Genomic DNA, 12,363 nt, shown 5'->3' with positions numbered 1-12,363 from the left:
CGTCGTGTCTCCAGGGATGTCTTGTGCCGGCGGCGCGTACGCCGCCGGATCGTTTGTGTGTGCTGACGGAAGGGCCCGCGCACACGGCGGGCATGGGAATCGGTACGGGGTGCGCGCCGCGTTACCAGCGCGCGCCGAAGGTCTGGCGCAGTTCGTCGAGCGCCGCATCGGAAAGCGGCTCGGGCTTCGGGTTCGTCATCAGCCACAGCCGTGCGGTTTCCTCGAGCTCCTCGAGCGCATACGACGCGTGCGACACCGACGGCCCCCACATCACGGGGCCGAGACGGTCGAGCAGCACGCCGCGCACCTGGTCGGCGAGCGCCGCGACTTCGGCCGCGACGGCCGGGTCGCCCGGGCGGCGGTAACGAATCAGCGGAATGTGGCCGACCTTCATCACGTAGTACGGCGTGATCGGCGGCAGCACGTCGGTGTCGTGCCACACGCCCGCGAGCGTCAACGCGACGAGGTGCGTCGAATGCGTGTGGACGACGCCGTTCGCTTCGGCGTTGCGCGCGTAGATGCCGCGATGCAGCGCGAGCGTTTTCGACGGCTTGCCGCCCGATACGGGCTGGCCGTCCAAGCCGACTTTCGCGATGTCGTTCGGGTCGAGCCGGCCGAGGCAGGCGTCGGTCGGCGTGATCAGCCAGCCGTCGGGCAGGCGCGCGCTGATGTTGCCGGCGCTGCCGACCGCGTGGCCGCGTGCATACAGGCTCGCGCCGACGACGCAGATCTCTTCGCGCAGTTTCGCTTCGTGGCTCATCATGCGGCTCCGTCCAGCGCGCGCAGCGCCTTGTCGAAAAAGTCCGTTGCGCCGAAGTTGCCGGATTTCAGCGCGAGGCCGAGCGGCTGCGCATCGATGGTGGCCGTGGCCGGCACGCCCGGATCGATCTGCGCGCCGATCTGCAGCGACTTCACGTCGAGCGCCTGCACGACCGCGCCGGACGTCTCGCCGCCGGCGACGACGAACTTGCGCACGCCGAGTCCGCGCAGGCCCTTCGCGATCGCCGCGAGCGTGCTTTCGACGAGATGGCCGGCCGCCTCGACGCCGAGCGCCTGCTGCACGGCCTTCACTTCGTCGGGCGTCGCGGTCGCGTAGATCAGCACCGGCTGCGGCAGGTGCGCGCGCGCGAAGGCGAGCGCTTCATCGACGACGGGCTCGCCGCGCGCCGCCGCGAGCGGATCGATGCGGAAGCTCGGCCGCGTCGCGCGCCACGCGGCGACCTGCGCATTGGTCGCTTTCGATGCGCTGCCGGCGAGCACGGCCGACAGTCCGTCGATGCGCGGCAGCGATGCCGCGTTGTCGCGCTCGGGCAGTTGCTCCGCGCGGCGGAAATTCGCGGGCAGGCCGAGCGCGACGCCCGAGCCGCCGGTGACGAGCGGCAGGCTCGCGCAGGCTTCGCCGAGCACGTAGAGATCGCGGTCGGACAGCGCGTCGGCGATCGCGAAGCGCGCGCCTTCCGCGCGCAGCTGGTCGATCCGCGCGCGCACGGCAGCCGCGCCCAGCGCGATCGTGTCGTAGCGGATCAGGCCGACCGGTGATTTCGTCTGCCGCTGCAGCACGCGCACGAGGTTCGCGTCCTTCATCGGCGTGAGCGGATGGTTCTCCATGCCCGATTCGTTCAGCAGCACGTCGCCGACGAACAGGTGGCCGCGATAGATCGTGCGGCCGTTCTCCGGGAACGCCGGGCACGCGATCGTGAAGCCGCCGCCGGCCGCATCGAGCAGCGCGTCGGCGACGGGCCCGATGTTGCCCGCGTCGGTCGAGTCGAAGGTCGAGCAGTACTTGAAGAAAAACTGCCGGCAGCCCTGCGCGCGCAGCCATTCGTATGCGGCGAGCGATTGCGCGACGGCATCGGCCGCGGGGATCGTGCGCGACTTCAGCGCGACGACGATCGCGTCGGCGTCGAGCGTTGCATCGCCGGCGGGCACGCCGATCGTCTGCACGGTGCGCATGCCGCTCTTGACGAGCATGTTCGCGAGATCGGTCGCGCCGGTGAAATCGTCGGCGATGCAGCCGAGCAGGGGACGGGAAGCGGATGCGGTCATGGCGGGAACTTCGTTCGAATCAGCGGGCGGGCGGCAGCGTGATGCCGGGGAAAGTCTTGATCACGGCGGAATCGTCTTCGCCGCCGTGGCCGGCGCTCGACGCGCTCATGAACATCTGGTGCGCGGTGGCCGACAGCGGCAGCGGGAACTTGCTGCGGCGCGCGGTATCGAGCACGAGGCCGAGATCCTTCACGAAGATGTCGACGGCCGACAGCGGCGTGTAGTCGCCGTTCAGGATGTGCGGCACGCGGTTCTCGAACATCCACGAATTGCCGGCGCTGTGCGTGATCACGTCGTACAGCGCGTCGGCATCGACGCCTTCGCGCAGGCCCAGCGCCATCGCCTCGGCCGCTGCCGCGATGTGCACGCCGGCCAGCAACTGGTTGATGATCTTCACCTTCGAGCCGATGCCGTGCGCGTCACCGAGGCGATAGACCTTGCCGGCGATCGCGGCGAGCACGTCCTCGCAGCCCGCGTACGCGGCGGCCGGGCCCGACGTCATCATCGTCATCTCGCCCGATGCCGCGCGCGCGGCGCCGCCCGACACGGGCGCATCGAGCATCTGCAGGCCGGCGGCCTCGATGCGCGCGCCGAGCGCGACCGCGAATTCGGGCGCGACGGTCGCGCTCGCGATCACGACGCCGCCCGGCTTCATCGCCGCGACCGCGCCGTGCTCGCCGAACAGCACCGTTTCCGTCTGCGCGGCATTGACGACGAGCGTGACGACGACGTCGCACTGCGCGCCGAGTTCGGCCGGCGTCGCGCAGGCAATGCCGCCTTCGGCAGCGAACGCCTGCAGCACGGTGTCGCGCACGTCGCACGCGTGCACGCGCAAGCCTGCGCGCAGCAGCGAGCGGGCGACGCCGAGGCCCATCGCGCCGAGGCCGATGACTCCAATATTTCGTGACATGGTCAACCTTGATCGATTCGGGAGAGGTTCGGGACAACGGCGGCGGCAGGCGCCGCCGGCTTCAGCAGATGCCGGCTTCCGCGAGACGGCGGGCGGCGTTGTACATGTGCGTGCGCGCCGCGTTGCGCGCGGCCATCGGGTCGCGCGCGCGGATCGCGTCGGCGATCGCCGCGTGTTCGTCGCGCACCTGGCGCGAGAAATCCTCGCGCGTCGCCTCGTTGCTGCGCGTGACCTTCACGCCGGCTTCGAGGTACTGGTTCAGGAACTGCAGTGTCTTCAGGAAATACGGGTTGCCGGTGACGGCGGCGATCGTGCGGTGGAACGCGACGTCTTCCGCGACGCCGTCGCGCCCTTCGGCGACGGCATCGTCGATCTTGCGCAGCGCGTCGTCGATGTCGGCCATGTCGTCGGCGGAGTGGTGCAGCGCGGCTTCGGCCGCGACTTCAGCCTCGATCGCGCGGCGCACCGCGAGCAGGTGCGGCAGCGAACTCGCTTCGACCGCTTCCGCGTAGTCGATCCGCAGCGGCCGGATCGCGCCGTGCTGGTTCACGTACACGCCGCTGCCCTGGCGCGGCTCGACCACGCCCTCGTTCTTCAGCCGCGAGATCGCCTCGCGGATCACGGTGCGGCTCACGCCGAATTCCTGCGCGAGCACGGCTTCGGTCGGCAGCTTGCCGGTGGCCGAGAAACTGCCGACTTCGATCTGCTTGAGCAGTTGCTGCGCGACGTGATCGCTCATCGCGCGGGCGGGAATTTTCTCGAACATGGCGCTCTGGTTTGTAAGGTGATGTGGTCATCATACAAATTTGAGCGAAGTGAAGCATCCGGAATAACCCTCGATCTACGGCATACAACGTCGGTCAAATCGACTGAAACCGGTTCCAAAAGAGTCGAAACCGGCGCGATTTCGTGTCGTTCTACGGTCGGTCGGGGAGGGGCGGATGCCCGTGGCCGTCAGTCGGCGATGTCCTCGACGGGGTCGGCCGCCATTGCCGCGCCGGCTTCCGCCGCTTCGCCGCCGCGCTCGCGATAGGTGGCCGGCGGCACGCCGAACTGCTTGCGGAATTCGCGCCCGAGGTGCGACGCATCGGCGAACCCGCAGCTCGACGCGATATCGGCGACCGTCCGGTCCGAACTCGTCAGCAGCCACGCGGCGGTGCGCAGCCGCACCTGCTTCGCGAACACCTGCGGGCTCTTGCCCGTCTCGGCCTTGAACAGCCGTTCGAGCTGCCGTGTCGACAGGTCGAGCTTGCACGCCAGTTCATCGAGCGGCAGCGTGCGCCCGACATGCTGTTCCATCAGGAGAATCGCGCGCTTGACCTTCGGATGCGTCGCGGGTTCGAGCCCCGGCGGGTGCGGCTGCGGCGCGTTGCCCTTCTGCATCTCGCCGACGAGCAGGATGCGCAGCGCCTTCTGCACGGTTGCATGATCGAAATGGCGCAGCAGGATCGCGGCGGCGACGTCGATCGACGCGCGGCCGCCCGAACAGGTGATCCGGCGCCGGTCGATCACGAACAGCCGGTCGGCGATCAGCAGGTCGGGATCGGCGGACGGGAAGCGTTCGATGAAATCCCAGTAGTGGAACCAGCTCACGCAGGTGCGGTAGCCGTCGAGCACGCCGGCGCGCATCAGCGTGAACACGCCGGTGCAGATCCCGACGACCGTCGCACCGCCGGCCGCCGCGCGGCGGACGAAGTCGAGCGTTTCGGGGCCCGCCTGCGGCCCCGAATGCAGCAGCCCGCCGACCACGACCACATAGTCGAACGGTTCGGACGCGTCGAACGTCTCCCACGGCGTGATCTGGATCCCGCAGCTCGCGCGCACCGGCGCGAGGGTCTCGCCGATCACGCTCCACGCGCAGCGCACGGGCTTGCTGTAGTCGCCGTCGTCGGCCGACAGCCGCAGCATGTCGACGAAACCCGAGAAGGCCGTCAGCGTGAAGTTCGGCAGCAGCACGATGCCGAAGCGGATGCGCCGCGGTGCGGGTTCTGCAAGGGGGGAAGCGGGTACGTCGGGTGTCATCGCGGCCAATCTCGTCACGCCGGGCAGGCGGTCTCACTCATTTCACTCTGGTTGCGGGTACGGCTGCCGGGGCGGCGCGGATGTAGCCAGCGTCGCCGATCGGCTTCGGCCGGACTTGTGGTTTTCCGTCGCGAACCATCGCCAAACCGTACTTTTGCACCGGCCGGCGCGGCGCTTGGCGGCGGTATCCCACGCCGATGCCGTTTTTGTTCTATCGGCCAATTTTACGCTTTGATGTACTGGTGCCCAACGTCATTCCACGCATGTCATCCAGAGGAAGCCAGATGAACGTCAGCGCGTTCGACCTGTTCAAGATCGGCATCGGCCCGTCCAGTTCGCATACGGTCGGCCCGATGATCGCCGCGTGCCGCTTCGCGTCGCACGTCGAGGACGCGAACCTGCTCGGCTTCGTGCGCCGCGTGCGGGTCGAGCTGTACGGCTCGCTCGGCGCGACCGGCAAGGGCCACGGCACCGACAAGGCCGTGCTGCTCGGCCTCGAGGGCCACCTGCCCGACACGATCGATCCCGACCTGATCGAGCCGCGGCTCGCCGCGATCCGCGCGGAGAAGTCGCTGTCGCTGCTCGGCAAGCAGACGGTCCGCTTCGAGGAAAAGGAGCACATCGGCTTCTTTCGCAAGCTGATGAGCGGCACGAGCATCGTGCACCCGAACGGGATGCGCTTCCAGGCATTCGACGAACACGGCCAGTTGCTGGTCGAGAAAGAGTATTACTCGGTCGGCGGCGGTTTCGTCGTGAACCGCGACGGCGATCGCGTGAACGGCGTGCGCGCGGCGGTCGAGGTGCCCTATCCGTTCCGCACCGGCGACGACCTGATGCGCCAGTGCCGCGAACACGGGCTGTCGATCGCCGAGCTGATGCTGCGCAACGAAAGCGCGCTGCGCCCCGCCGACGAAGTGCGCGCCGGGCTGCTCGCGATCTGGCGCACGATGGCCGCATGCGTCGAGCGCGGCTGCAAGGTCGAAGGCGAGCTGCCGGGCCCGATGCGCGTGAAGCGCCGCGCGGCCGAGATGAACGGCAACCTGCGCGCGCGTTCGGAAGAGTCGCTGCGCGACCCGCTGTCGATGCTCGACTGGGTCAACCTGTACGCGATGGCCGTCAACGAGGAAAACGCGGCGGGCGGGCGCGTCGTCACCGCGCCGACCAACGGCGCGGCCGGCGTGATTCCCGCGGTGCTGCACTACTACGTGAAGTTCGTGCCGGGCTCGAACGAAGCCGGCATCGTCGAATTCCTGCTGACGGCCGCGGCGATCGGGATCATCTACAAGGAAACCGCGTCGATCTCCGGCGCGGAAGTCGGTTGCCAGGGCGAAGTGGGCGTCGCGTGCTCGATGGCCGCGGCCGCGCTTGCCGCCGTGATGGGCGGCACGCCCGACCAGGTCGAGAACGCCGCCGAGATCGGCATGGAGCACAACCTGGGCATGACCTGCGATCCGGTCGGCGGGCTCGTGCAGATCCCGTGCATCGAGCGCAACGCGATGGGCGCGATCAAGGCGCTGAACGCGTCGCGCATGGCGCTCAAGGGCAACGGCCAGCACTACGTGTCGCTCGACTCCGTGATCAAGACGATGCGCGAGACGGGTGCCGACATGAAGACGAAATACAAGGAAACGTCGCGCGGCGGTCTCGCCGTGAACGTCATCGAATGCTAACGAAGGGTCAATCATCATGAGCCGCTACTCGATATTCAGCCTGTTCCGCAACGGCCTCTCGTATCACGAGAACTGGGAAAAGCAGTGGAAGAGCCCGGAACCGAAGAAGGAATACGACGTCGTGATCGTCGGCGGCGGCGGCCACGGCCTCGCGACCGCGTACTACCTCGCGAAGGAACACGGGATCACGAACGTCGCGATCCTCGAGAAGGGCTGGATCGGCGGCGGCAACACCGCGCGCAACACGACGATCGTGCGCTCGAACTATCTGTGGGACGAATCGGCCGCTCTGTACGAGAAGGCGATGAAGCTGTGGGAGGGGTTGTCGCAGGACCTGAACTACAACGTGATGTTCAGCCAGCGCGGCGTGATGAACCTCGCGCACACGCTGCAGGACGTGCGCGACACCGAGCGCCGCGTCAACGCGAACCGGCTGAACGGCGTCGATGCCGAGTTCCTGACGCCCGCGCAGATCAAGGAAATCGAGCCGACGATCAACCTGAACAGCCGTTACCCGGTGCTCGGCGCATCGATCCAGCGCCGTGCGGGCGTTGCACGCCACGACGCGGTGGCCTGGGGCTTCGCGCGCGGCGCGGACCGCGCCGGCGTCGACATCATCCAGAACTGCCAGGTGACGGGCATTCGCCGCGAAGGCGGCGCGGTGGTCGGCGTCGATACGGTGAAGGGCTTCATCAAGGCGAAGAAGGTTGCGGTGGTGGCAGCCGGCAACACGACGACGCTCGCCGACATGGCCGGCGTGCGCCTGCCGATCGAAAGCCACCCGCTGCAGGCGCTGGTGTCCGAGCCGATCAAGCCGGTCGTCAACTCGGTGATCATGTCGAACGCGGTGCACGCGTATATCAGCCAGTCCGACAAGGGCGACCTCGTGATCGGCGCGGGCATCGACCAGTACACGGGCTTCGGCCAGCGCGGCAGCTTCCACATCATCGAAAGCACGCTGCAGGCGATCGTCGAGATGTTCCCGGTGTTCTCGCGCGTGCGGATGAACCGCCAGTGGGGCGGCATCGTCGACGTGTCGCCGGACGCGTGCCCGATCATCACCAAGACCGACGTGAAGGGCCTTTATTTCAACTGCGGCTGGGGCACCGGCGGCTTCAAGGCGACGCCCGGCTCGGGCTGGGTGTTCGCGCACACGATCGCGCGCGACGAACCGCATCCGCTGAACGCGCCGTTCGCGCTCGACCGCTTCTACACGGGCCACCTGATCGACGAGCACGGCGCTGCCGCTGTCGCGCACTAACCCTGAACACCACGAGGAGAACCTTATGTTGCTGATCGAATGTCCGTGGTGCGGGCCGCGCGCCGAATCCGAATTCTCGTGCGGCGGCGAAGCCGACATCGTGCGCCCCGTCAACAACGAGAACATGACCGACCGCGAATGGGGCGAGTACGTGTTCATGCGCGAGAACAAGCGCGGGCTGCACAAGGAGCAATGGCTGCACACGCAGGGCTGCCGCCGCTGGTTCAAGGCCACGCGCGACACGGTGACCTACGATATCAAGGGTTACGAAACGTTCGGCGGGGCTGCCATCAGTGGCGCAGCCGCCGGCAACGCACACGAAGAGGGCACGAGCAAATGAGCCAGAAAGACCGTCTCGGCACCGGTGGCCGCATCAATCGCGCGATTCCGTTGACGTTCACGTTCAACGGCCGTACGTACCAGGGCTTCCAGGGCGACACGCTCGCGTCCGCGCTGCTCGCGAACGGCGTGCACTTCGTCGCCCGCAGCTTCAAGTACCACCGTCCGCGCGGGATCGTGACGGCAGACGTCGCGGAACCGAATGCCGTCGTGCAGCTCGAATCGGGCCCGTACACGGTGCCGAACGCGCGCGCGACCGAAATCGAGCTGTACCAGGGGCTCGTCGCGACGAGCGTGAACGCCGAGCCGACGCTCGAGAACGACAAGTACGCGATCAACCAGAAGTTCTCGCGCTTCCTGCCGGCCGGCTTCTACTACAAGACCTTCATGTGGCCGCGCAAGATGTGGCCGAAGTACGAAGAGAAGATCCGCGAGGCGGCCGGCCTCGGCAAGGCGCCCGAGGCGCTCGACGCCGATCGCTACGACAAGTGCTACGCGCACTGCGACGTGCTCGTCGTCGGCGGCGGCCCGTCAGGCCTCGCGGCCGCGCATGCGGCGGCCGTGGCCGGCGCGCGCGTGATCCTCGTCGACGACCAGCGCGAGCTCGGCGGCAGCCTGCTGTCGTGCCGCGCCGAGATCGACGCGAAGCCCGCGCTGCAGTGGGTCGAGAAGATCGAGGCCGAATTGCGCAAGCTGCCCGACGTGACGATCCTGTCGCGCAGCACCGCGTTCGGCTACCAGGACCATAACCTCGTGACGGTCACGCAGCGCCTGACCGATCACCTGCCGGTGTCGATGCGCAAGGGCACGCGCGAGCTGCTGTGGAAGGTCCGCGCGAAGCGCGTGATCCTCGCGACCGGTGCGCACGAGCGTCCGATCGTGTTCGGCAACAACGACCTGCCGGGCGTGATGCTCGCGTCGGCCGTGTCCACCTACGTGCATCGCTTCGGCGTGCTGCCGGGCCGCAACGTGGTCGTGTTCACGAACAACGACCGCGCGTACCAGACCGCGCTCGACCTGAAGGCGTGCGGCGCGAAGGTGACGGTCGTCGATTCGCGTGCGTCGTCGAATGGCGCGCTGCCGGCCGCTGCGAAGCGGCAGGGCGTGACGGTGATGAGCGGCGCGGTCGTGACCGCGGCATCGGGCAAGTGGCGCGTATCGTCGGTCGACGTCGCGTCCAGCACGAACGGCCAGGTGGGCGGCAAGCTGCAGACGCTGCCGTGCGACCTCGTCGCGATGTCGGGCGGCTTCAGCCCCGTGCTGCACCTGTTCGCGCAATCGGGCGGCAAGGCCTGCTGGAACGACGAGAAGGCGTGCTTCCTGCCGGGCAAGCCGGTGCAGGCAGAGGCCAGCATCGGTGCGGCGGCGGGCGAATTCGGCCTGGCGCGCGCGCTGCGGCTCGCGGTCGATGTGGGCGCGGAAGCGGCGAAGGCGGCGGGCTTCACGGCCGCGCAGCGTCCTGCCGCGCCGCAGGTTGCCGAAACCGTCGAAGGCGCACTGCAGCCGCTGTGGCTCGTCGGCAGCCGCGAGGCCGCGGCGCGCGGGCCGAAGCAGTTCGTCGACTTCCAGAACGACGTGTCGGCCGCCGACATCCTGCTCGCCGCGCGCGAAGGCTTCGAATCGGTCGAGCACGTGAAGCGCTACACGGCGATGGGCTTCGGCACCGACCAGGGCAAGCTCGGCAACATCAACGGGATGGCGATCCTCGCGCAGGCGCTCGGCAAGACGATTCCGGAAACGGGCACGACGACGTTCCGCCCGAACTACACGCCCGTGTCGTTCGGCACGTTCGCGGGCCGCGAGACCGGCGATTTCCTCGACCCGATCCGCAAGACCTGCGTTCATGAATGGCACGTCGAGCACGGCGCGCTGTTCGAGGACGTCGGCAACTGGAAGCGGCCGTGGTATTTCCCGAAGAACGGCGAAGATCTGCATGCGGCCGTGAAGCGCGAATGCCTCGCGGTGCGCAACAGCGTCGGCATTCTCGACGCGTCGACGCTCGGCAAGATCGACATCCAGGGCCCCGATGCGGTGAAGCTGCTGAACTGGATGTATACGAACCCGTGGAACAAGCTCGAAGTCGGCAAGTGCCGCTACGGGCTGATGCTCGACGAGAACGGGATGGTGTTCGACGACGGCGTGACGGTGCGCCTCGCCGACCAGCATTTCATGATGACGACCACGACGGGCGGCGCGGCGCGCGTGCTCACGTGGCTCGAACGCTGGCTGCAGACCGAATGGCCCGACATGAAGGTGCGGCTCTCGTCCGTCACCGATCACTGGGCGACGTTCGCGGTGGTCGGCCCGAAGAGCCGCAAGGTCGTGCAGAAGGTGTGCCCGGACATCGACTTCGGCAACGAGGCGTTCCCGTTCATGAGCTACCGCAACGGCACCGTCGCGGGCGCGAAGGCGCGCGTGATGCGGATCAGCTTCTCGGGCGAACTGGCCTACGAAGTGAACGTGCCGGCGAACGCAGGCCGTGCGGTATGGGAAGCGCTGATGGCGGCCGGTGCCGAATTCGACATCACGCCGTACGGCACCGAGACGATGCACGTGCTGCGCGCGGAGAAGGGCTACATCATCGTCGGCCAGGATACCGACGGCTCGGTCACGCCGTACGACCTCGGGATGGGCGGGGTCGTCGCGAAGTCGAAGGACTTCCTCGGCAAGCGTTCGCTCGCGCGCTCGGATACCAGGAAGGAAGGCCGCAAGCAGTTCGTCGGCCTGCTGACCGAGGACGAGCAGTTCGTGCTGCCGGAAGGCGCGCAGATCATCGAGAAGGACACGCAGGTGTCGGCGGTCGATCCGACGCCGATGATCGGACACGTGACGTCGAGCTACTACAGCCCGATCCTGAAGCGCTCGATCGCGCTTGCGGTGGTGAAGGGCGGCCTGAACAAGATGGGCGAGAGCGTCGTGATTCCGCTGGCCAACGGCAAGCGCATCACCGCGAAGATCTCGAGCCCGGTTTTCTACGATACCGAAGGGGTGCGCCAGCATGTGGAATGAAACGAGAAACCAGACGCAGGTGGCGGGCGCGGGCGGCGTGACGCTTGAATCGCCGTTCGTCGGCGCGGCCGACGTGCTGAAGACGCACCAGGCGCGCGCATCGAAGAAGTTCACGCTGCGCGAGCGGCCCTTCCTCGACCTCGTCAACGTGCGCGGCGAGTTGAGCGATCCGGCGTTCGTGAGCGCGTTCGAGCGCGTGGTCGGCTGCCGGCCGCCCGCGCAGCCGAACACGATCGTGCGCGGCGCCGAGTACGACGTGCTGTGGCTCGGCCCCGACGAGTGGCTCGTGCGCTCGAACGGGCCGGTGCAGGCCGGCGTGCTCGAGGCGAAGCTCGCGGAGGCCGTGCAGGGCACGTATTCGGCGGCCGTCGATGTCGGCAGCGGCTACACGGTGGTCGAGATCAGCGGCGAACGCGTGCGCGACGTGCTCGCGCGCGGCTGCCCGCTCGATCTCCATCCGCGTGCGTTCAAGCCGGGCCAGTGCGCGCAGTCGCATTACTTCAAGTCGTCGATCGTGCTGATCCCGACCGGCGACGATACGTTCGAGATCGTGCTGCGCCGCAGCTTCGCCGACTACTTCGTGCGCATCATGCTCGACGCGGCCGCGCCGCTCGCGTCATGAAGCCGTTCGACGAACCGTTCGTGGCGATCGACGCGCCGCGCCTGCGCGGGCGCGGGCGCGGGCGCGGCTGGAGCGTGTTCGTCGACGAACTGAAGGTGCCCGCGCGGATCGGCATTCATGCTCACGAGCATGAAGCGCCGCAGCCGATCGTGATCGATGCGCGGCTCGGGTATCGCTGCGAGCCGAGCGAGCAGGGCGAGTGGATCGATTACGACGGCTATTGCGCGCGCGTCGCGTCGTTTCTGTCGCACAAGCCGCATACGCGGCTGCTGGAGACGCTCGTCGCCGATATCGCGGTGCTGTCGTTCCGCGAATGGCCGGCGCTGGAGTCGCTGACGCTGTCGGTGTACAAGCCGAAGATCCGACCGGGTACGAAACGCGTCGGCGTGTCGCTCGATTGGACGCGCGGGGATTATTTGCGGTGGACGGGGGCGGCGGGGCAGATTTGATGCGGCCGGCCGGCAGCAGTCGGCCGGAGCTTGCC

11 protein-coding genes are annotated in these 12,363 nt (G+C 68.0%); 6 read left to right on the top strand and 5 right to left on the bottom strand.

What is annotated here, in order from left to right; genetic code table 11:
- Positions 1–121 precede the first annotated feature (121 nt).
- The 5 genes from FPJ27_RS16740 to FPJ27_RS16720 all read right to left on the bottom strand — a co-directional run bounded on the left by FPJ27_RS16740 (position 122) and on the right by FPJ27_RS16720 (position 4,978).
- Positions 122–760 (bottom strand): aldolase, encoded by a 639-nt coding sequence (locus tag FPJ27_RS16740; protein ID WP_204423238.1) that lies wholly within the window; start codon positions 758–760, stop codon positions 122–124.
- The gene (gene otnK / locus FPJ27_RS16735) at positions 760–2,046 is read right to left on the bottom strand and encodes a 3-oxo-tetronate kinase (RefSeq protein ID WP_204421866.1); all 1,287 of its coding nucleotides are present in this window, start codon (positions 2,044–2,046) and stop codon (positions 760–762) included. Before otnK ends, FPJ27_RS16740 begins: the two co-directional genes overlap by 1 nt.
- A gap of 19 nt (positions 2,047–2,065) precedes the next feature.
- Entirely contained in the window at positions 2,066–2,956 is an 891-nt protein-coding gene (gene ltnD / locus FPJ27_RS16730; protein WP_096473522.1) for an L-threonate dehydrogenase, read from the bottom strand.
- Between the two features lie 61 nt (positions 2,957–3,017).
- Positions 3,018–3,722, bottom strand: a complete 705-nt coding sequence (locus FPJ27_RS16725) for an FCD domain-containing protein (protein ID WP_204421865.1) — start codon at positions 3,720–3,722, stop codon at positions 3,018–3,020.
- A 188-nt stretch (positions 3,723–3,910) separates the two neighbouring features.
- The gene (locus FPJ27_RS16720; RefSeq protein ID WP_072444463.1) at positions 3,911–4,978 is read right to left on the bottom strand and encodes a GlxA family transcriptional regulator; all 1,068 of its coding nucleotides are present in this window, start codon (positions 4,976–4,978) and stop codon (positions 3,911–3,913) included.
- 284 nt (positions 4,979–5,262) lie between these two features.
- Here FPJ27_RS16720 and FPJ27_RS16715 point away from each other — a divergent pair, with 284 nt between their 5' ends.
- Genes FPJ27_RS16715 through FPJ27_RS16690 form a run of 6 tightly spaced genes read left to right on the top strand, consistent with a single transcriptional unit; the run spans position 5,263 to position 12,328 of the window.
- The gene (locus tag FPJ27_RS16715) at positions 5,263–6,648 is read left to right on the top strand and encodes an L-serine ammonia-lyase (protein WP_034180814.1); all 1,386 of its coding nucleotides are present in this window, start codon (positions 5,263–5,265) and stop codon (positions 6,646–6,648) included.
- A gap of 16 nt (positions 6,649–6,664) precedes the next feature.
- Positions 6,665–7,909 (top strand): sarcosine oxidase subunit beta family protein, encoded by a 1,245-nt coding sequence (locus FPJ27_RS16710; RefSeq protein WP_006480591.1) that lies wholly within the window; start codon positions 6,665–6,667, stop codon positions 7,907–7,909.
- Between the two features lie 25 nt (positions 7,910–7,934).
- Complete coding sequence (locus FPJ27_RS16705; RefSeq protein WP_034180812.1) at positions 7,935–8,249, top strand: sarcosine oxidase subunit delta; 315 nt, start codon at positions 7,935–7,937, stop codon at positions 8,247–8,249.
- Positions 8,246–11,257 (top strand): sarcosine oxidase subunit alpha family protein, encoded by a 3,012-nt coding sequence (locus FPJ27_RS16700; RefSeq protein ID WP_204421864.1) that lies wholly within the window; start codon positions 8,246–8,248, stop codon positions 11,255–11,257. The genes FPJ27_RS16705 and FPJ27_RS16700 overlap by 4 nt, the downstream gene beginning before the upstream one ends.
- Positions 11,247–11,879 carry a sarcosine oxidase subunit gamma gene (locus tag FPJ27_RS16695; protein WP_204421863.1) on the top strand — a complete coding sequence of 211 codons (633 nt, stop codon included), beginning with the start codon at positions 11,247–11,249 and terminating at the stop codon, positions 11,877–11,879. Before FPJ27_RS16700 ends, FPJ27_RS16695 begins: the two co-directional genes overlap by 11 nt.
- Positions 11,876–12,328 (top strand): dihydroneopterin aldolase, encoded by a 453-nt coding sequence (locus FPJ27_RS16690; protein ID WP_204421862.1) that lies wholly within the window; start codon positions 11,876–11,878, stop codon positions 12,326–12,328. The genes FPJ27_RS16695 and FPJ27_RS16690 overlap by 4 nt, the downstream gene beginning before the upstream one ends.
- The last annotated feature ends 35 nt before the right edge of the window (positions 12,329–12,363 follow it).

The sequence above is a fragment of the Burkholderia sp. MS455 genome (genome assembly GCF_016899445.1).
Taxonomy (GTDB): Bacteria; Pseudomonadota; Gammaproteobacteria; order Burkholderiales; family Burkholderiaceae; genus Burkholderia; species Burkholderia pyrrocinia_C.
Note: the sequence above shows the minus strand (reverse complement) of the source record. Positions and strands in the feature narration are given on the sequence as shown.